Raw genomic sequence first — 20,397 nt, forward strand, 5'->3', positions numbered from 1 at the left:
CTCAGGCCACGCCCAGCGCGGTTTTGACCTCGTTGGCTATTTTCTCCACCTGCGGGCCATAAATCACCTGCACGTCGTGATCGCTGACGCGATTGACGCCGTTCGCGCCGGTGGTCATCAATGTTTGATCCACCACTTCTTTCATCTCTTTAACCCGCACGCGCAGGCGGGTGAAGCAGCAATCGACGTCCTCTATATTGGCTTCGCCGCCGAGGCCGCTGATGATCACTCTGGTGCGCTCGTCGGCAGAGACGCGCGTGGTCTCTGTCTCAGCCTCTTCAGATTCGCGGCCCGGTGTCTCGACGTTCATCCGCATAATCACCATGCGGAAACCGTAGTAGTAGATCGGCACATAGATCAGGCCTAATACGATCGACCACCACCAGTGCGTTTTGCTGCCGCCGAGAATACCAAATACCACCAGATCGATAGCGCCGCCCTGCACGTTGCCGATCATCAGATGCATCATCGACATCAGCATAAACGACAGCCCGCTCAGCACCGCATGGAACAGATAGAGCACCGGCGACACAAAAATGAAGCAGAACTCCAGCGGTTCGGTAATGCCGGTGGTAAACGAGGTCAGCGCGCCGGCCAGTACCAGCGCCTTGACCCGCTGTTTATGCTCTGGCCTGGCGCAGTGATACATCGCCAGCGCCGCCGCGGGCAACCCAAACATCATGACCGGGATCTTTCCCTGCGCCAGAAACTGCGTGGCGCTGCGTACGGTATCGTCGGGGATGGAACCGGGATGCGTCAGTGCGTTATTAAAAATATTCAGCGCGCCGACAATGGTCTGATTATCCACGGTGGCGATACCGCCAATCGGCGTGAAACGCACGGTTTCATTGAGAATATGGTGCAGACCGGTCGGGATCAGCAGCCGCTCGCTGGCGCCATACAGAAACGCGCCGTACTGTCCGCTTTTCCCAATCAGCTCGCCCACCCAGGCAATGCCCGCGCCGATGGTCGGCCAGATCATCGCCAGCAGCACGCCAACAAGCGGCAGCACCAGCACGGTCACAATCGGCACAAAGCGGCGTCCGCCAAAGAAGCCGATCGCAGCGGGAAGCTGCGTGGTGTAAAAGCGGTTATGGATCATTACCGTCAGCAGCCCGGCGATGACCCCACCCAGCACGCTCATGTTGTAGGTAAAGATCCCCAGCATTTCAATGTATTCCGCCGAGGTCATCATCGCGGCGGTTTGCGCCATTCCTTTCGCCTGAAGCGCCTCCGGCGTGGTGGTGGCCGCTGTCAGCCCCTGTGCGCCAAGCGTGGCGCTCACGCCAACGTGCATGGCGATGAAGCCAATCACGGCGGCAAAAGCGGCGGTAGGCTTCTCCGCCTTTGCCAGCCCGATGGCGCTGGCCACGGCGAAAAACACCGGCAGGTTGGCAAACAGCGCCCCGGCCACTTTGCGAATGAAGCCAATAATTAATTGAGGAACGTGCAGGTTGGCGAACGCGTCACCGGTAATAGCCGGATTTTGCATTGCCGCCGCAACGCCAAGAAAAATGCCGGCGGCGGCAATGACCGAAATCGGCATCATCAGCGCCTTGCCGAACGCATGGATTTTGCTGGCAAATTCTTTCACAGGCACCTCATCGTGTCAGACGGGAAAGCCTAATTATTAGCCAGACGGCGGGTCGCGGTATGATAAACACGCGGCATTACTGCCGTTTCTTTGCACTGCTTCACACTTTCATGATAAAGCGCGCCTATCGCACCATTAAACCAATCAATTAGACATTTTTTTTACCTGATAGCAGACTAATTGCATAAAACCCGCAATAACTTGCTAACAATTTAAAAACATAAATCCAACCTGCGATCGCTTATGAAATTCAAAACGGCTATTAAACCTTATCAGGCAGCCGCCGGCGGCTGGGGCTCTCTTGAAGCCACCACCCGCTTCGTGCTCGACAGCAAACATGTGCTGAAAAACATGCGCAACCTGATGCGTATGAACAAAGCCAAAGGCTTTGACTGCCCCGGCTGCGCCTGGGGCGATGATAATAAAAGCACCTTCAGCTTCTGTGAAAACGGCGCAAAAGCCGTCACATGGGAAGCCACGCGTCGCTTTATCGATGCCCGTTTCTTCGCTGAACATACCGTCACGGCGCTTTACCAGCAGAGCGACTATTTCCTTGAATATCAGGGCCGTCTCACCGAACCGCTGCGCTATAATCACGCGACCGATCGTTATGAACCCGTCAGCTGGGACGACGCCTTTGCGCTGATCGCGCAGCATATTCATGCAATGGACAACCCCGACCAGATGGAGCTGTATACCTCCGGTCGCGCCAGCAATGAGGCGTCGTGGCTGTATCAGCTGTTTGGCCGTATGAACGGCAGCAACAATTTTCCCGACTGTTCTAACATGTGCCATGAAGCCAGCGGCACCGGCCTGAAGCGCAGCATCGGCGTGGGTAAAGGCACCATTCGTCTGGATGATTTCGATCATGCTGACGCCATTTTCGTTTTTGGTCAGAATCCCGGCACCAACCATCCGCGCATGCTGCACAGCCTGCGTCACGCTGCCGATCACGGTGCGAAAATCGTTACTTTCAACACCTTGCGCGAGCGCGGCCTTGAGCGCTTTGCCGATCCGCAAAAGCCGCTGGAAGTGGTTACCTCAAAAGCGGGCACCATCAGTTCCACCTATTACCAGCCCAATCTGGGCGGCGATATGGCCGCCGTGCGCGGTATGGTGAAGGCGCTTAATGAAACTCATCGCGCGCGGCTGGCCGCTGGTGAAAAAGGCCTGTTTGACGAGGTGTTTATTAATGCGAAAACCGAAGGGCTGGAAGCATATCTGGCTGCGGTGGACGCCACCTCCTGGGCGAAGATTGAACAGCAATCAGGCCTGAGTGAACAGCAACTGCGCGAGGCGGCGGCAATTTATCAGAGCGCGGAACGGGTGATTTGCACCTGGGCGATGGGCATCACCCAGCACAAGCACTCCGTTGATACGGTGCGGGAGATCGTTAATCTGCAACTGATGTTTGGCCAGTTGGGAAAAAAAGGGGCAGGTTTGTGCCCGGTGCGTGGTCACAGCAACGTGCAGGGCAACCGCACCATGGGCATTGATGAAAAACCATCGCAGGCGTTTCTCGACAGTCTCGGCGCGCATTTTGATTTTGAGCCGCCGCGCGAAGCCGGTCACAACACCGTCGAAGCGCTGGAAGCGATGCTCAGAGGCGAAGTGAAAGTGCTGATCGCTCTTGGCGGCAACCTGGCCGCCGCCGCGCCGGACAGCCCGCGGACTGAAGAAGCGCTGCGCCGCTGCGGTCTGACCGTGCAGATCAGCACCAAGCTGAATCGCAGCCACCTCTGCCCCGGCTGGAAAGACGCGTTGATCCTGCCGACGCTGGGACGCACCGAGCAGGATATTCAGGCCAGCGGCCCGCAATTCATCACCGTCGAAGATTCATTCAGTATGGTTCACGCTTCGGAAGGCGTCGGCAAACCGATTGCTGAGACGCAGCGTTCGGAAACCGCCATCGTTGCCGGTATCGCTCATGCGGTACTGGGCCGCGAAAAAGTAGACTGGCTGGCGCTGGCGGCGGATTACAATAAGATCCGCGATCATATTGCCGCCACCCTGCCCGGCTTCAGCGACTTCAATGCAAAATGCGACATTAAAGGCGGGTTTTACCTCGGCAATGCCGCTGCGGAGTTCCGCTTCAATACGCTGCATAATAAAGCACAGTTCAGTGACGCGCGGCTGCCGGATTCGCTGTTTCCGCCGCTGGGCGAGGTTGTGGTGCCTTTCACTCTGCAAACGCTGCGCTCGCACGACCAGTACAATACCACCATTTACGGGCTTGATGACCGCTATCGCGGCGTTTATGGTCAGCGCGACGTGCTGTTTATCAACCCGGACGATATGGCGGCGCAGGGACTTTCTGCCGGCGACAAGGTGGATATTGAAACAGTGTGGAATGACGGCATTACGCGCCAGGTCAACGGCTTTATGCTGGTGCCCTATGCTATTCCGCGCGGCAATCTGGCGGCCTACTATCCGGAAACCAACCCGCTGGTGCCGCTTTCAAGCTTTGGCGACGGCAGTGGCACGCCGACCTCAAAATCGGTGCCGGTTAAAATAAGCCTGTCGGCGCGGGTGGATACGCTGCGCATTGCGTGAAGGCAGCAAGGCGAACCGGCGTCGGTGATTTATGCACAGTAAATGGCGGGGTTGAGAACGGGTTAACGCCCCCGTTTCCCGGCTTTTTACTTGCCGCGAGGCGCCTAATCGCGTAAAACTGTGTGCCGCTCTTAGCCACCAAAACTGTTGAGATTATGTTCCAGGATAACCCGCTGCTCGCGCAGCTCAAAGAGAAGCTTCACTCCCAGACGCCGCGTGTTGAAGGGGTAGTTAAAGGCACCGATAAAGGCTTCGGCTTCCTCGAAGTTGACGCCCAAAAGAGCTATTTCATTCCACCGCCGTTCATGAAAAAAGTGATGCATGGCGACCGCATTGTCGCCGTGCTGCAAACCGATAAGGATCGTGAAATTGCCGATCCTGAAAAGCTGGTTGAACCTTTTCTGACGCGCTTCGTGGGCCGCGTCCAGAGAAAAGACGACAGATTGTCTGTTGTGCCGGATCATCCCCTGCTGAAAGAAGCCATCCAGTGTCGTAGCGCACGTGGCGTGGAACATGATTTTCAGGCAGGCGACTGAGCCGTGGCTGAAATGCGCCGCCATCCGCTCAAGGGCGACCGCACCTTTTACGCCGAGCTGACACAGTTTATTACCACCGGTGACGATCATCTTGCGCCGTGGTGGGTGACGCTTTCACGCCATAATCTTGAGCGCGAAGCGCCAGAGGCGGTGACCGGCGAAATGCTGGACGAACAGCTTGAGCGGAGCGATCTGACCGCGCTGAATTTCGTCACCATCGACAGCGCCAGCACCGAAGACATGGACGATGCGCTTTATGCAGAAGAAGCCGCCGACGGCGCGCTGACGCTGACGATTGCCATTGCCGATCCCACGGCTTACGTTGCGGCCAACACCGAGCTGGACGCCATCGCCGCCGAGCGCTCATTTACCAACTATTTGCCGGGCTTCAATATCCCGATGCTGCCGCGCGAGCTTTCAGACAATATCTGTTCGCTGCGTCCTCATGAGCGCCGTCCGGTGCTGGCCTGCCGCGTGAATGTCGCCGCGGACGGGACGCTGGGTGAAGAGATCCATTTCTTTGCGGCGTGGATCGAGTCAAAGGCGAAGCTGGCCTATGACAACGTCTCCGACTGGCTGGAAAACAAAGGCGAATGGCAGCCTGAAAACGATGCCATAGCCAATCAGATCCGCCTGCTGCACCGCGTTTGCCTGGCCCGCGCCGAATGGCGTCAGACGCATGCGCTGGTGTTCAAAGATCGCCCTGACTTCCGCTTCCTGTTAGGCGAAAAAGGCGAGGTGCTGGATATCATTGCTGAACATCGCCGTATCGCCAATCGCATCGTGGAAGAAGCGATGATCGCGGCCAACATCTGTGCGGCAATTGTGCTGCGCGACCGTCTTGGCTTTGGCATCTATAACGTGCACCTCGGTTTTGACGCCGTCGGCGCCGAACAGGCCGCCACCGTGCTGGAAAACCACGGCGTGAAGGTCGATCCGCTGGCCATCGCCACGCTTGAGGGTTTCCGCACGCTTCGCCGCGATCTTGACGCGCAGCCGACGCAGTTCCTTGACAGCCGTATCCGCCGGTTCCAGTCCTTTGCCGATATCAGCACGCAGCCTGGCCCGCACTTTGGCCTTGGTCTGGAGGCGTACGCAACCTGGACCTCGCCTATCCGTAAGTATGGCGACATGATCAACCATCGCCTGTTGAAAGCGATGATCAAAGGCGAAAACGCTGAGCGTCCGCTGGACGACATTACCGTGAAAATGAACGAGCGTCGCCGCCAGAATCGCATGGCGGAACGCGACGTGGGAGACTGGCTCTACTCGCGTTTCCTTGAGAAACACGTCAGCAGCCAGCAGCGTTTTCAGGCAGAGATTATCGACGTCTCACGCGGCGGCATGCGCGTGCGCCTGATTGATAACGGTGCGGTAGCCTTTATCCCTGCCCCGTTCATTCATGCCGTGCGTGATGAGCTGGTATGCAGCCAGGAGAACGGCACCGTGCAGATCAAAGGCGAAGTGGCTTACCGCGTCACCGATCTCATCGAGGTGACGATTGCGGAAGTTCGAATGGAAACCCGCAGCGTCGTTGCCCGCCCGGTCGCTTAACCTGACAAAGGTGGGATAACCCGTTTATCCCACCTCTTTTCTCCCGCCAATAAAAAAAACGCTCTGCGCCTCACACTTCTTTCCTGACTCACTTTCATTAACAAATAATTACATTACGTTTACTTCTGGTTCTGACCTTTTGCCGGTTGCCGGGAGTTATTCATGAAAAAGATAAAGAGTCATATTGCCTGGTTAGTGGTTGCCGTTATTGGCGCGGGCGCCTTCGCGATGCTGGCGCTGAACCGCGGCGAGCATGTTAATGCGCTGTGGCTGGTGGTGGCTGCTGTGGCGTGTTACAGCATCGCCTATCGTTTTTACAGCCTGTTTATTGCGCGTAATATTTTTGAACTTGACGATCGTCGCCTGACGCCTGCCGAACGCAATAACGACGGTCTGGATTATGTGCCTACCAATAAATGGGTGCTGTTCGGACATCACTTCGCCGCCATCGCGGGCGCCGGACCGCTGGTCGGACCCATTCTTGCCGCACAAATGGGCTTCCTGCCGGGCACGATCTGGATACTGGTCGGCGTGATGCTGGCCGGTGCGGTGCAGGACTTTTTGATCCTGTTTATTTCGACCCGCCGTGACGGACGCTCGCTGGGTGAGATGGCGAAGCAGGAACTTGGCGCGTTCGCGGGCGTGATTACCATGCTCGGGGCGCTGGGCGTGATGATCATTATTCTCTCCGCGCTGGCGCTGGTGGTGGTAAAAGCGCTGGCAAACAGCCCGTGGGGGCTGTTCACTATTGCCGCCACCATTCCAATTGCGCTGTTGATGGGCGTCTACATGCGTTTTCTGCGCCCCGGAAAAATTGCCGAAGTGTCGTTGATTGGTTTTGTGCTGATGATGGCGGCGATTATTTATGGCGGCAACATCGCGCAGCATCCCTACTGGGGCCCTTTCTTCACCCTGAAAGGCACCACGCTGACCTGGGTGCTGGTCATTTATGGTTTTGTTGCCTCGGTTCTGCCGGTGTGGCTGTTGCTGGCGCCGCGCGACTATCTTTCCACCTTCCTGAAAATCGGCGTCATTATTGGTCTGGCCGTGGGTATTCTGTTTGCCATGCCGGAAATGAAGATGCCCGCCTTCACCAAATTTATCGACGGCAGCGGCCCGGTGTTTTCCGGCAGCCTGTTCCCTTTCCTGTTTATCACCATCGCCTGTGGTGCGATTTCGGGCTTCCACGCGCTGGTATCCAGCGGCACTACGCCAAAGCTGATTGAACGCGAAAGTCATATTCGTTTTATCGGCTACGGCGCCATGCTGATGGAATCTTTTGTCGCTATCATGGCGCTGATTTGCGCCTCGGTTATCGATCCCGGCGTCTACTTTGCGATGAATTCGCCCGCCGCGCTGATTGGCACAACCGTTGAATCCGCCTCGCAGGCAATTAACGGCTGGGGTTTCGTGGTGACGCCGGAAGTGCTGAACGGCATTGCGCGTGACGTGGGTGAAGGCACAATCCTCTCCCGCGCGGGCGGCGCGCCGACCTTTGCCGTCGGCATGGCGCATATCATCACCGAGGTGTTTAACAGTCGCGCAATGATGGCCTTCTGGTATCACTTCGCGATTCTGTTTGAGGCACTGTTTATTCTGACCGCCGTTGATGCCGGTACGCGCGCCTGTCGTTTTATGGTGCAGGATCTGGTGGGTACGGTGGTGCCGTCGCTGGCGAATAACCGCTCCTGGATTGGCAATATGGCCGGAACGACCGTGGCGGTGGCCGGATGGGGATTTTTTGTTTATCAGGGGGTGGTCGATCCGCTGGGCGGTATCAATACGCTCTGGCCGCTGTTCGGCATCGGCAACCAGATGTTGGCCTCGATGGCGCTGATCCTCGGTACCGTGGTGCTGTTTAAAATGAAAAAACAGCGTTACGCCTGGGTCACGATCCTGCCTACGGTCTGGCTGTTTATCACCTCAATGACCGCGGGCTGGCAGAAAATTTTCCATGAAAAACCCGGTATCGGCTTTCTGGCGCAGGCTAACAAATTTTCCAAAGGCATTGAGGATGGCATTATCATCGCGCCCGCAAAAACGATAGCGGATATGCAGACTATTGTGTTCAGCAATCAGATAAACGCCCTGCTTTGCGGCTTTTTCATGCTGGTGGCAGTGACAATGCTGGTCGCCGCCTTTTTTGTGATCCGTCGCGCGCTTGCCAGCTCGCAGCCGACGGTACATGAAACCGATGTTTCCCTGCGCAGTGAAGGTAACCGCGCCTGATGCGTTTGCAGGCTGTGACATTAATGACGCTTATGGTCTTAACCCGCTGAAAACGGATACGCGGCCCGGTTGCTCCTGGCATCAAAGAGGACAAACGCCCGCATGCCCTCTTCGCCCTGGTCTTACGGCCAGGGCTTTTTTATCAGAATCAGTAATTTTCGCACATAAAATATATTTACCGGACGGCTTGAGATTCTGCGGATTGCCGAATACTGTTGCTAAAATAATAAGATAGTGCCCACTGGTTCTTCAAGGAGACAATCGATGACCGATGATCAAGGGCAAGCGCTTTTCTACACATGGTTTGGCACGGCAAGCCCTCACTGGCGTTTAACCTCTGACAGCGACGCGCTAAAATTTGCGGAAGATGAGAAGGCCAGCACGCAAATAGCCATTGCGCTTACACCCTCGCAGGCCAGCCTGCTGCGCAGCATGACGGTGATTACCTCCAGCATTAACCTCACCGTTTCGCTGTATGGCGAAGAGATGCCGATGCATCTGGTCGGCAGGAAGGTGAATCAGTATGAATGGGCAGGCAGCGCCTCTGCCTGGGGCGACACGCGCGCGGTGGCGCGGGATCTGTCAATGGGCCTCTCCTTTGCTGAGCAGGTTGTTTCCGAGGCGAATTCCGTTATCGTTATTGTCGATCATCGCGGGAATATTCAGCGCTTCAACCGCCTGTGCGAAGAGTATACCGGCCTGAAGGAGCAGGAAGTTATCGGCCGTAACGTTTTCCAGCTCTTTATGAGCAAGCAGGAAGCGGCCGCGTCGCGGCGTAATATCAGCGGCTTTTTCCGCGAGGGCAGCTCTTATGAGGTAGAGCGATGGATTAAAACCAAAAAAGGTCAGCGCCTGTTTCTGTTTCGCAATAAATTCGTTCACAGCGGCAGTGGAAAAAACGAGATCTACCTGATCTGCTCCGGTACAGATATCACCGAAGAGCGTCATGCGCAGGAGCGGCTGCGGGTGATGGCCAATACCGACACGATTACCGGTCTTCCTAACCGCAATGCGGTCAACCAGCTGATTGCCGATGCGCTGGCGGTGCAAAGTGATGAGCAGGTCGGCATCGTTTATCTCGATCTGGACAACTTTAAGAAAGTGAATGACGCCTACGGGCACATGTTCGGCGACCAGTTGCTCAAGGCGGTGTCGCTGGCGGTGCTGAGCTGTCTGGAGAACGAGCAAACGCTGGCGCGGCTCGGTGGCGATGAGTTTATCGTGCTGGCAAGACATACCAGCCAGGCCGCGCTGGAGTCGATGGCGTCGCGCATTCTTAACCGACTGAGGCAGCCCTTCCGTATTGGCTTAATCGAAGTCTACTCAGGCTGCTCCATCGGCATCGCGGTCAGCCCGCAGCACGGTACGGATCGCGAGAGCCTGTTGCGCAATGCGGATACCGCCATGTATACCGCGAAAGAGAACGGACGCGGTAAGTTCTGTATCTTCAGTGCGGAAATGAACCAGCGCGTTTTCGAATATTTATGGCTGGATACTAACCTCCGTAAGGCGCTGGATCTTAATCAGTTGATTATTCACTACCAGCCAAAACTGGATAGCGACGGCAAAGTCACCAGCGTTGAGGCGTTGGTACGCTGGCTGTCGCCTGAACGTGGGCTGGTGCCGCCAGGAAGTTTTATCTCCTATGCGGAAGAGTCGGGCTTGATCGTTCCGCTTGGACGCTGGGTAATGCTCACCGCCCTGAAGCAGATCCTGAACTGGCGGGAAAAAGGCATCCATCTGCGCGTGGCGGTGAACGTTTCACCGCGTCAGCTTATTGACCAGAGCATCTACTCCGATCTCAGGCTGGCGCTGGAGCAGGCCGGTCTGGACAGCTGCCCGATTGACATTGAACTGACCGAAAGCTGCCTGATTGATAACGAAAAGATGGCGCTGGCGTTGATGGAACAGTTTAAAGCGTTAGGCGCTGAAATCCATCTCGACGATTTTGGCACCGGCTATTCCTCTCTGTCGCAGCTTGCCCGCGTGCCAATCAATGCCATCAAGCTCGATCAGAGTTTCATTCGCGGCGTTAATCAGCAGCCGGTTTCGCAGTCGCTGGTGCGGGCGATTATCGCTGTGGCGAAGGCATTAGACCTGAACGTCATTGCCGAAGGCGTCGAGACAAAAGAAGAAGAGGAGTTTGTGGTTGCGAGCGGCGTTGATGGGCGGCAGGGCTATCTGTATGCGAAGCCAATGCCCGCCGATGAGCTCGAGCACTGGCTTCTACAGCATCCTGCTAATCAGATGTCGTCAACAGGTTAACCCGCGCGACGCATCGACTGTGCACTGTGGCGATCCTGTAACTGCACCAGTCGTTCCATATAGGCGATGTCTTTCGGCTCCAGCCGAAATGCAAAGTCCACCCAGTCTTCGGTGATATCCATCAGTTCGCCACGCGTCAGTTGCAGCACCCGCTGGCGCGCTTTGAGCATCGCTCTTACCCCGTTCAGTTTTGGCCGCATCAGGTCGATGAAGGTGCGCGTGGTTTGATAAGCCTCTTCCGGTTCAAAGATCTTATCTACCAGACCACGCGAAAGAAACCATTCAGCGGTATGCGCCTCCCCTTCACATATCAGCTCTTCCGCCAGCTTCATGCCGGCGCGTCGGGCCACCAGCGAATAGCCGCCCATGCCGGGAAACAGGTTAAACGCAATCTCAGGGAAACCCATGCGCGCCGTGCTCTGCGCAAGAATGAAATGGTGAGCTAACGCGGCTTCAAAACCGCCACCCAGCGCGCTGCCTTCAACCATGGCAATGCTCACCGCGCCGGTGTCAAAACCGCGCGCCGCCGCATGAATGCAGTCAACGCAGGCTCTGGCGTAGGCTCGCAGCGCTTCCCGCTGACCATTTTTGATGGACTCGACAAAGAAGCGCAGATCGCCGCCGGCGTTGAACATGCCCGGCACCATTGAGCCGGTAACCCAAAAGTCGATTGGCAGACCGGATCGCTGCGCGGCGTAGCTGAGATTCATAATCTCTTCCATCAAGGCGTGATTGAAGCTGGGCCGCGGTTGGGCTCTCAGCAGCATCCACATGGTATTGCGCTCCTCTTCATAGTACGCGGAGAGCTGACTGGTCTGCCCAACTTCGTTAAACAGCCTACAGGTTGTCTGATTAATTACTGTCATAGTGTCATCCTCTGTTTATGGGTGCGCTTAAGCGCCCTGCCAGCGTAGTCCAGAGGATGATTCGACTAAATGCTCTTGAGATATTACGCGTGCTAATTACTCTATTTTTTTTGTCCATACCAGGCGTTGCTGCCATGTTTGCGCAAATAGTGACAATCAAGCAGCGGTTGCTGAATCGCCGGAAGCCGTGGCGAAAGTTGCTGAGTATGAATGCCCATAAACGCCACCTCTTCCAGCACCACGGCGGCATGAACGGCCTCTTCGGCGGTTTTGCCCCAGCAGAACGGCCCGTGCGAGTTCACCAGCACCGCCGGGATTGCCAGCGGATCAAGCGCGCGTTCACGGAAGGTTTCGATGATGACGTCTGCGGTTTGCCACTCGTAGCGGCTTTCAATTTCCTCGCGTTTCATCTGACGCGTGCAGGGAATGGCGCCGTAAAAGTCATCGGCATGCGTTGTGCCCCAGGCCGGAAGATCGCGGCCCGCCTGTGCCCAGACGGTGGCGTGGCGCGAATGGGTATGTACGATACTGCCGATATCAGGCCACGCCAGATAGAGCGCGCGATGCGTATCGGTATCCGATGACGGACGCTTGTCTCCTTCAACAATGTCGCCACTTTTCACATTGACGACCACCATATCGTCACGCTGCATGCCTGCGTAGGCCACACCCGAGGGTTTGATGACCATCAGCCCGGAGGCGCGATCGATTGCGCTGACATTGCCCCAGGTGAAGACCACCAGACCATGATGCGGCAGGGCCAGATTGGCGTCCAGCACCTGCTGTTTGAGTTGCTCTAACATGGATTGCTCCCTTATGCGCTTTGGATCATTGTCCGTGGCGGCAACAGGATAGGGTATGGAGAGACTGGCTGGATGGCGGGCAGTAAATGGCTGACCGGTAAAATATGGCAACGGCTTTAAGAATTTTTAACCTGTTCAGCCTGTGACGAAACGTTACACTGTATCTTCCTGTTGTGACATAAGGTGATAGTCAGCGTGCTCACTACCCTGCTGACATCTGATAAATCGCGCATAAATGTACTGAAAACAGGCCGAAAACGCAGGGCGCGCACTATACTGATTGAGTGTTCCCTGTAGTTGAAAAAATGGAGAAGTAATTATGTCAATGACTGCAAAACGCATTACCGCCAGCCTGCTGGCTGCAACGCTGGTGTTATCCCTGAGCGGTTGCTCAAACTGGTCTAAACGCGATCGTAATACGGCAATTGGTGCAGGCGCAGGGGCAATTGGCGGCTCAATTCTGTCTAACGGCAGCGGCCTTGGTACCGTTGGCGGAGCCGCAGTGGGTGGTATTATTGGTCATCAGATCAGTCGTTAAACCGTTATTCTTATAAATAAAAATCTGGCTATAGCAGCGCATCTACACATCTAAAGGCCGCGACACTGTTCGCGGCCTTCTCATATCAGCCGCCGGCAAGCCTCACCCTGAAGCCCTTTCCTTCCAGCAGCGTTTTAAGCAGCTCGCGTTTATCACCCTGAATTTCGATAACGCCCTCTTTGACTGCGCCGCCGCAGCCGCATTTCTTTTTCAGTTCTGCGGCCAGCTTGTCCAGTTCGCCATCGGCGAGATCGACGCCGGTTATCAGGCAGACGCCCTTGCCTTTACGACCGCTGGTCTGCCGCTGAATACGCACAATACCGTCGCCTTTTGGTCGTGCCGCCGTCGTTTTCGGCTGGTCGATACGGCCGGTTTCAGTGGAGTAAACCAGCCTGCTGTTGTCATCAGCCATCAGGCCTCCTGTAACGCGGTAAGAATGTCGGTCAGCGCCTGCGCCGGATTGGCAGCCTGCGTGATCGGACGACCAATAACCATATAGTCCACACCTGCCCGCTGCGCCTGCTGTGGCGTCATAATGCGACGCTGATCGCCTGCATCGCTGCCGGACGGCCGGATACCCGGCGTGACTAACTTAAAATCGTGCCCCAGCGCCTGTTTGAAGTGCACGGCTTCCTGCGCAGAGCAGACTACGCCATCCACTCCGCACTGCTGGCTGAGCTGCGCCAGCCTGAAAGCGTGGTCGGCGGGAGGCATGTCGATACCCGTGCCGCGCAAATCCTCCGCCTCCATGCTGGTGAGGACGGTGACGGCGATCAGCAGCGGCGCGTCCTGACCAAACGGCAGCAGCGCTTCACGCGCCGCTGTCATCATGCGCGCCCCGCCGCTGGCGTGAACGTTTACCATCCACACGCCCAGATCGGCCGCCGCCGCGACTGCACGTGCCGTAGTGTTTGGAATATCGTGGAATTTGAGATCGAGGAAAACCTCGAAGCCGCGCCCTTGCAGATCGCGTACCAGCTGCGGGCCAAACAGCGTAAACATCTCCTTGCCGACTTTCAGGCGGCAGCGCGAAGGATCGATGCCGTCAACCAGCGTCATTGCGCTGTTGAGGTCGGCGTAGTCCAGTGCCAGCAAAATCGGTGAGCCATGAGACGTTTGCATGTAATGTCCTCAGAGTGAAGCACCGCGCGGCGCGAAAGTTAAACGGCTGGCATTTTACCTGTGCGACCAGAAAAGTCACCGTTTTCCTGCCTGACATTTACCTACAGCAGACGCCGTTGCCGCTGAAAATAGAAAAAAGCATTAGTATGTTGTAACTAAAAATCAAAAGTCTGTTCCACGCAGGCCGACGTATTTACTGGCCGTCAAGGCCCCGAATCGGCTTCACGGAGGACCAGGCGCGGCATGACGGGCAATGCCAGTAAAGCGCGTGCGCGGTAAATCCGCACTTATTACAGCGATAGCGTGGCTTGGTGCGGATCTGCTCGCCTACCATATCGCGCAGCACCATCAGGCTCTCTTTTGCCCTGCCGTCTTCCGCTTCATAAAGGTGATAATCCATCAGACGATGAAACACCCGCATGGTGGGATGACGTTGAAGCTGGCGATTGATATAGATCTGCGCCACCTCACCGCCTTCCGCCCGCTCAATGATATCGGAAAGATAAAGCTCGGCCGCCGCGCCGGTATTTTCTTCAACGCATCGCTTGAGGTATTCCGCCCACGCTTCGGGCTGATTGAGCCGCTGAAAACAGGTTTCCAGCATCTCCAGCGTTTCGCTGACCAGCTCCTTATCCTGCTCAATCACGCGTTGCAGGTGCCCCACCGCTTTACCGTATTCACCCTTCGCCATGTGAATGCGGCCCATCATGATTGATACGCGCGCGCTTTGACGATCGGCTGATTCGCCTTTTTTCAGCAGGCTCATCGCTCTGTCGAGATCGTCGCTGCCCATTGCCTGAAGCGCCAGTTCACAATAGAAGTGGGCGATCTCCATCCGCTGCTTCTCTTTGCCGAGTTTGACCAGACGTTCGGCAACGTCAATCGCTTTCGGCCAGTCGCTGGTGGCCTGATGGATGAGGAGAAGCTGTTGAAGAGAACTGACGCGAAAATCCGTTTCATCAACCAGCTGGCTGAACATCTCTTCGGCGCGATCGTAAAACCCGGCCGCCATATAGTCACGCCCAAGCTGCTGCACCGCCAGCAGTCGCTGATCCAGCGTCAGCGATGCACTCTCCATCAAAGCCTGATGGATGCGGATCGCCCTGTCCACTTCGCCGCGCGAGCGAAACAGATTGCCCAGCGTCAGATGCGCTTCAACGGTGCCGCTGTCCTCTTTTAACATGTCGAGAAACAGATCGACTGCTTTATCCTGCTGATTAGAGAGAAGAAAGTTAACGCCCGCCACGTAATCGCGGGAAAGCCGACTGGCCTCCTGTTGCTTATCCTGCTGCGCACTCCTGCGCCCCATATACCAGCCATAGGCAGCGGCAACGGGTAATAACAGAAACAGCAGTTCTAACATGCGCGTTTATTCCTTAACGACCACAACGGCGGAGGCGCCAGCCGCTTCATCGCTTTGCCCCAACTGTTGCTGAAGGCGTTTCAGTTTACGCTGTGAGTGTGCCAGAGAGACGCGAACGCGCAGCCAGAAAAGGCCACAGATTGCCCAGCCAAGCAGGAAACCCGCAGCAAAAAGCGTTGCCAGCAGTGTGGAAACGCGGTATTCACCCTGCGCCAGCAGATAGTTAAAGGTGACGACCTGGTCGTTATGCGCGCCGAGCGTAACAGAGACGATAAAAATGACTAATAGCAGTAAGAAAATCAGCAAATATTTCACAGTCCATCCCTTAGTCTGATGTTAACCAGATGAATTATGCCAAAAAAAAAGTTCTGTTGCTTGTCTGATACAGCAGCAGCAAGCGGGACGGCGAAAATATCGTTGCCATCATTATGTTATGGGGTCAGAACCACGAAAAACAATCACGACTGTTCGCGCTCCTCGATCTCTTTATGCTCCTCAGGCGGCACGGTCAGCGGCCCGCACCAACGCTGCACCAGCCAGGTTGCCAGCGTGACCAGCACCCAACTGATCAATGTGGAGGTGATCAAATCGCGTGGCCAGTGCATCCCTAACACCAGACGGCTGGCCATCACGCCAATTGCCCAGGCCATCAGTAATACAACGGTAACCAGCCGACGACGCGGCCACAGCAGGCCGATAGCCAGCAGCGCCCAGCTGGCGGCGAACATGGTATGCCCGGAGGGAAAAGCATAGCCGGTTTCAAACTCCCAATGTTTTTTCAGCCAGGTCGGCAACAGCGTATCTTCCCGGATCGCTTCCTGCACCATCTTGCTGCGCTGCTTGCGTTTCAGTTCGTAAAAAGTTTTCTGATCAAGCCCCTGTGATTTTTCCAGCCAGAGAACATAGGGACGTGGCTCCTGAACCTGCTCTTTAATAAAACTTTTGGTGTACTGTCCGGCCAGTAGCGCGACCGCCACGATACAAAGCAACATCAGCGCGGGCTTCAGCCGATAACGCAGGCACCATAAAAACCACAGGCAGAGAACTGCGCTGGTCACCGCGCCCCACGGGCTGGTGACGGTTTCGGTCAGCCAGAACAGCATCTTAAGGCCAAAACCTGATTCGGCGGGTTGCCACTGCCAGCCAGAAATCCATACGGCGGCAGGCATCAGGAGCAACAACAGCGCACCGAGGGTAGTACGTTTAGCGATATCAAACATAGGTAGCCAGGCCTTAAAACAATTATCGTCATTAAAATGATGAAAAATAATAACATACTGCTGCACAGTGCGGTAACCGCGCACTATTATAGCAATAGCGCTAAGGCATTAACCTTCCCGGCCATGATTGTGGCAAAATGGCCGGATCGCTTTAGTGAAAGCGCGCTACCATGAGGATAGCGCAACATAAGGTTCGGAGAGTCACATGCAGCTTAAAAGGGTGGCAGAAGCAAAACTGCCAACGCCATGGGGAGATTTCCTGATGGTGGGTTTCGAGGAACTGGCGACGGGCCAGGATCATGTCGCACTGGTTTTTGGTGATATTACCAACAGCGAGCCGGTTCTGGCGCGCGTGCATTCCGAATGCCTGACCGGCGATGCGCTGTTCAGCCTGCGCTGCGACTGCGGTTTTCAGCTGGAAGCGGCGCTGAATCATATTGCCGAAGAGCAGCGCGGCGTGCTGCTCTACCATCGCCAGGAAGGACGCAACATCGGCCTGCTGAATAAGATCCGCGCCTATGCATTGCAGGATAAGGGTTATGATACGGTAGAAGCCAATCATCAGCTCGGCTTTGCGGCCGACGAGCGCGACTTCACCCTCTGCGCCGACATGTTCAAGCTGCTTGGCGTTAACGAGGTTCGGCTGTTGACCAATAATCCACGTAAGGTTGAAATTCTCAGCGAAGCGGGGATCAACATTGTGGAGCGCGTGCCGTTAATTGTCGGTCGCAACCCGGAGAACGCGCACTACCTGGATACCAAAGCGGCTAAAATGGGCCATCTGCTGAATAAAGAGTAAAAAAAGGGACGCTGAGGCGTCCCTTACTTCTTCTTATTTCTTAATCGAGCATATTACGTATGACATAGTGCAGGATGCCATCATTTTTGTAGTAGGTCAGCTCATTTCCCGTGTCAATGCGACAGCGTGCATCCAGCGTCACGCTCTGGCCGTCGATACCGGTAAGAGTAACCTTGACGATGCCGCCCGGGGTGATTTGCGTCAGGTTTTCCACGTCAATGATTTCATCACCGGTGAGTTTAAGCGTTTTACGCGTGACGCCCTGCGGAAATTCCAGTGGTAAAATCCCCATGCCAATCAGATTGGAACGGTGAATACGTTCGAACGACTCGGCAATCACCACGCGCACGCCCAGCAGGCGCGGCCCTTTTGCCGCCCAGTCGCGGCTGGAGCCGGAACCGTACTCTTTACCGGCAATCACCGCCAGCGGCACAGACTGCTGCTGATATTTCATCGCAGCGTCATAAATCGCCATCTGCTCGTTACCGGGGATCAGACGCGTAACGCCCCCTTCCACGCCGGGCACCATTTCGTTTCGAATACGAATATTGGCAAAGGTGCCGCGCATCATCACTTCATGATTGCCGCGACGCGAGCCGTACGAGTTAAAATCGTTGCGCTCCACGCCGTGCGCCAGCAGGTAGCGTCCCGCCGGACTTTCGGCTTTGATGCTGCCCGCCGGTGAAATATGGTCGGTGGTGACGGAGTCGCCCAGGATCGCCAGTACGCGCGCGCCTTTGATGTCCTGAACGGGCGCCGGCTCTTTTTCCATCGTATCGAAAAAAGGCGACAGACGAATATAGGTTGAGCCTTCATCCCAGTCGTAGGTAGCGGCTTCGCTGACGCTGATTTGCTGCCAGTCGGGCGTACCTTCGAACACTTCGGCATACTCTTTATGAAACATCTCGGTGGAGACAAGCTGTACCGCCTCGGCAATCTCTTCCGGACTCGGCCAGATATCCTTCAGATAAACCGGCTTGCCGGTTGTGTCGGTTCCCAGCGGATCGCTTTGCAAATTGATGTTCATATTGCCCGCAAGTGCGTAAGCCACCACCAGCGGCGGCGACGCCAGCCAGTTGGTTTTCACGAAAGGATGAATGCGGCCTTCAAAATTGCGGTTACCGGAGAGCACTGCGCCAACGGTCAGATCGCCCTGCTTAATAGCCCCTTCAATGGCATCAGGCAGCGGCCCGGAGTTACCGATACAGGTAGTACAACCGTAGCCCACCAGGTTGAAGCCGAGCTTGTCAAGCCAGGGCGTCAGCCGCGCGGCGGCCAGATAATCTGAAACCACTTTCGAGCCAGGCGCCAGCGAAGCCTTCACCCATGGCTGGCGCTTCAGGCCGAGCGTGACGGCCTTCTTCGCCAACAGGCCCGCAGCCATCAGCACGCTGGCATTGGACGTGTTGGTGCAGGAGGTGATAGCAGCGATCACTACCGCGCCGTCTTCCAGCTTCTCGGCGCGACCGGTTTTGGCATCGGTGTAATCCACTGACTGATGCTGTTTTTTCGCCTGATTGACCTCCAGCTCGTTGCTGGCCTGGAAGGCACGCGGCGCATCGCCCAGCGCGACGCGATCCTGCGGGCGTTTCGGCCCGGCGATGCTGGCCTCGACGTCGCCCATATCCAGCGCCAGCGAACTGGTAAATACCGGTTCGTCACCGGTGTTGCGCCATAATCCCTGCGCTTTCGCATAGGCTTCCACCAGCGCAACCTGCTCGCTGCTCCGTCCGGTCAGGGACATATAACTGACGGTAACATCATCGACGGGGAAAAAGCCGCAGGTCGCGCCATATTCGGGCGCCATATTGGCAATGGTCGCACGATCGGCCAGCGGCAGGTCGTCGAGACCGTCGCCGTAAAACTCCACGAATTTGCCCACCACGCCGTGCTTACGCAGCATCTGCGTCACCGTCAATACCAAATCGGTGGCGGTGATGCCCGGTTTCAGTTTGCCGGTGAGCTTGAAACCCACCACGTCCGGGATCAGCATCGAGACCGGCTGGCCCAGCATGGCGGCTTCCGCCTCTATGCCACCCACACCCCAGCCAAGCACGCCCAGCGCGTTAATCATGGTGGTGTGCGAGTCGGTACCCACTAAGGTATCGGGATAGGCGATCTCTTCGCCATTGAGGTTTTCATGCCAGACGGACTTGCCAAGGTATTCAAGATTGACCTGATGACAGATGCCGGTGCCGGGCGGCACCACGCTGAATTTATCAAAGGCCTTTTGTCCCCAACGCAGAAAGACGTAGCGCTCGTGATTTCGTTCCATCTCCAGCCGCACGTTTTCTTCGAAAGCATCGTCATCGCCAAAATGGTCAACGGTTACCGAGTGGTCGATAACCAGATCGACCGGCGACAGCGGATTGACCTTTGACACGTTACCGCCGAGACGCGTTACCGCCTCGCGCATGGCGGCGAGATCGACCACCGCCGGGACGCCGGTAAAATCCTGCATCAGTACGCGCGCGGGACGATAGGCAATCTCCCGATCCGCGTGCGCGTGTTCAAGCCAGCCCGCTAATGCTTTGATATCATCAAGCGTTACCGTATCGCCATCCTGCCAGCGCAAGAGATTTTCCATAAGCACTTTTAGGGACTTAGGCAGACGGGAAAGGTCGCCCAGCTCGTCCGCCGCCGCCGGCAGGCTGAAATAGTGATACTGTTGCTCACCGACATTAAGAGAATTTTTAACGTGTGAATGTAGGGTAGAAGACATTACTCCTCCTGTGTCTCATTTTTATCATAACCCGATCAAATACATGGTCTGATTTAAACATAGTACACACAAGAGGTAACGTTTTGATAACAACACAAAACGACAACTATTTTAATAATCGGAAATGCAAAACGCCCCGCGGTTGACACCGCAGGGCGTTTAAAATTTATTAAGTCGGACGCGATTAATGCATCATCATGCCAAGCCAGAGCAGGCTTGTCCAGAACAGTGCG

Annotated in this window: 14 protein-coding genes and 1 pseudogene; 6 read left to right on the forward strand and 9 right to left on the reverse strand. The window is 56.0% G+C overall.

The annotated features are described in order from the left end of the window. Position 1: 1 nt before the first annotated feature. Complete coding sequence (locus FA91_RS09545) at positions 2–1,594, reverse strand: PTS transporter subunit EIIC (RefSeq protein WP_034915069.1); 1,593 nt, start codon at positions 1,592–1,594, stop codon at positions 2–4. A 243-nt stretch (positions 1,595–1,837) separates the two neighbouring features. On the opposite strand from FA91_RS09545, the gene FA91_RS09550 reads away from it, so the two are divergent. From FA91_RS09550 to pdeR, 4 genes and pseudogenes are all read left to right on the forward strand, one after another. Continuing rightward, positions 1,838–4,147: an FdhF/YdeP family oxidoreductase gene (locus tag FA91_RS09550; protein WP_034915071.1), complete on the forward strand. Its 2,310-nt coding sequence runs from the start codon at positions 1,838–1,840 to the stop codon at positions 4,145–4,147. A gap of 155 nt (positions 4,148–4,302) precedes the next feature. Then, positions 4,303–6,237: pseudogene (locus FA91_RS09555) on the forward strand (exoribonuclease II). A gap of 162 nt (positions 6,238–6,399) precedes the next feature. Then, a complete protein-coding gene (locus FA91_RS09560) occupies positions 6,400–8,466 on the forward strand; it encodes a carbon starvation CstA family protein (RefSeq protein WP_034915072.1) in 2,067 nt (688 codons plus the stop codon). A gap of 264 nt (positions 8,467–8,730) precedes the next feature. Then, entirely contained in the window at positions 8,731–10,731 is a 2,001-nt protein-coding gene (pdeR, locus tag FA91_RS09565; protein ID WP_034915075.1) for a cyclic di-GMP phosphodiesterase, read from the forward strand. Here pdeR and FA91_RS09570 read toward each other — a convergent pair. Next, positions 10,728–11,597: a crotonase/enoyl-CoA hydratase family protein gene (locus tag FA91_RS09570; RefSeq protein ID WP_034915077.1), complete on the reverse strand. Its 870-nt coding sequence runs from the start codon at positions 11,595–11,597 to the stop codon at positions 10,728–10,730. The two genes, pdeR and FA91_RS09570, sit on opposite strands and share 4 nt — an antisense overlap. Positions 11,598–11,698: 101 nt before the next feature. After that, positions 11,699–12,400 carry an L-ribulose-5-phosphate 4-epimerase gene (locus tag FA91_RS09575; RefSeq protein ID WP_034915079.1) on the reverse strand — a complete coding sequence of 234 codons (702 nt, stop codon included), beginning with the start codon at positions 12,398–12,400 and terminating at the stop codon, positions 11,699–11,701. Positions 12,401–12,719: 319 nt separating this feature from the next. Between FA91_RS09575 and osmB the strand changes: the two genes are divergently transcribed. After that, complete coding sequence (gene osmB / locus FA91_RS09580) at positions 12,720–12,938, forward strand: osmotically-inducible lipoprotein OsmB (RefSeq protein ID WP_034915083.1); 219 nt, start codon at positions 12,720–12,722, stop codon at positions 12,936–12,938. A gap of 85 nt (positions 12,939–13,023) precedes the next feature. Here the strand turns inward: osmB and yciH are convergent, their stop codons facing one another. From yciH to pgpB, 5 genes are all read right to left on the reverse strand, one after another. Then, on the reverse strand, positions 13,024–13,350 hold the full coding sequence (yciH, locus tag FA91_RS09585; RefSeq protein ID WP_034915086.1) for a stress response translation initiation inhibitor YciH: 327 nt from the start codon (positions 13,348–13,350) through the stop codon (positions 13,024–13,026). Continuing rightward, entirely contained in the window at positions 13,350–14,060 is a 711-nt protein-coding gene (gene pyrF, locus FA91_RS09590) for an orotidine-5'-phosphate decarboxylase (RefSeq protein WP_034915088.1), read from the reverse strand. Before pyrF ends, yciH begins: the two co-directional genes overlap by 1 nt. Positions 14,061–14,253: 193 nt before the next feature. Next, positions 14,254–15,423, reverse strand: coding sequence for a lipopolysaccharide assembly protein LapB (gene lapB, locus FA91_RS09595; protein WP_034915092.1), 1,170 nt, complete (start codon positions 15,421–15,423; stop codon positions 14,254–14,256). Between the two features lie 6 nt (positions 15,424–15,429). Further along, complete coding sequence (locus tag FA91_RS09600; protein ID WP_034915095.1) at positions 15,430–15,738, reverse strand: LapA family protein; 309 nt, start codon at positions 15,736–15,738, stop codon at positions 15,430–15,432. 143 nt (positions 15,739–15,881) lie between these two features. Continuing rightward, complete coding sequence (pgpB, locus tag FA91_RS09605) at positions 15,882–16,643, reverse strand: phosphatidylglycerophosphatase B (protein WP_034919176.1); 762 nt, start codon at positions 16,641–16,643, stop codon at positions 15,882–15,884. Positions 16,644–16,848: 205 nt separating this feature from the next. Here pgpB and ribA point away from each other — a divergent pair, with 205 nt between their 5' ends. Then, complete coding sequence (ribA, locus tag FA91_RS09610) at positions 16,849–17,442, forward strand: GTP cyclohydrolase II (RefSeq protein ID WP_034915096.1); 594 nt, start codon at positions 16,849–16,851, stop codon at positions 17,440–17,442. 40 nt (positions 17,443–17,482) lie between these two features. Here ribA and acnA read toward each other — a convergent pair whose 3' ends face one another. Beyond that, a complete protein-coding gene (gene acnA, locus FA91_RS09615; RefSeq protein WP_034915098.1) occupies positions 17,483–20,164 on the reverse strand; it encodes an aconitate hydratase AcnA in 2,682 nt (893 codons plus the stop codon). Between the last annotated feature and the right edge of the window lie 233 nt (positions 20,165–20,397).

Origin of the sequence: Erwinia sp. 9145, assembly GCF_000745075.1 — a bacterium.
GTDB classification, from domain to species: domain Bacteria; phylum Pseudomonadota; class Gammaproteobacteria; order Enterobacterales; family Enterobacteriaceae; genus Erwinia; species Erwinia oleae.

What these genes read in the sequence shown, in the direction of transcription:
- osmB (WP_034915083.1), top strand. Translation starts at nt 12,720, where the DNA reads ATGTCAATGACTGCAAAACGCATTACCGCCAGCCTGCTGGCTGCAACG.
- pyrF (WP_034915088.1), bottom strand. Translation starts at nt 14,060, where the DNA reads ATGCAAACGTCTCATGGCTCACCGATTTTGCTGGCACTGGACTACGCC.
- FA91_RS09560 (WP_034915072.1), top strand. Translation starts at nt 6,400, where the DNA reads ATGAAAAAGATAAAGAGTCATATTGCCTGGTTAGTGGTTGCCGTTATT.
- FA91_RS09550 (WP_034915071.1), top strand. Translation starts at nt 1,838, where the DNA reads ATGAAATTCAAAACGGCTATTAAACCTTATCAGGCAGCCGCCGGCGGC.
- pgpB (WP_034919176.1), bottom strand. Translation starts at nt 16,643, where the DNA reads ATGTTTGATATCGCTAAACGTACTACCCTCGGTGCGCTGTTGTTGCTC.
- yciH (WP_034915086.1), bottom strand. Translation starts at nt 13,350, where the DNA reads ATGGCTGATGACAACAGCAGGCTGGTTTACTCCACTGAAACCGGCCGT.
- acnA (WP_034915098.1), bottom strand. Translation starts at nt 20,164, where the DNA reads ATGTCTTCTACCCTACATTCACACGTTAAAAATTCTCTTAATGTCGGT.
- ribA (WP_034915096.1), top strand. Translation starts at nt 16,849, where the DNA reads ATGCAGCTTAAAAGGGTGGCAGAAGCAAAACTGCCAACGCCATGGGGA.
- pdeR (WP_034915075.1), top strand. Translation starts at nt 8,731, where the DNA reads ATGACCGATGATCAAGGGCAAGCGCTTTTCTACACATGGTTTGGCACG.
- lapB (WP_034915092.1), bottom strand. Translation starts at nt 15,423, where the DNA reads ATGTTAGAACTGCTGTTTCTGTTATTACCCGTTGCCGCTGCCTATGGC.
- FA91_RS09570 (WP_034915077.1), bottom strand. Translation starts at nt 11,597, where the DNA reads ATGACAGTAATTAATCAGACAACCTGTAGGCTGTTTAACGAAGTTGGG.
- FA91_RS09575 (WP_034915079.1), bottom strand. Translation starts at nt 12,400, where the DNA reads ATGTTAGAGCAACTCAAACAGCAGGTGCTGGACGCCAATCTGGCCCTG.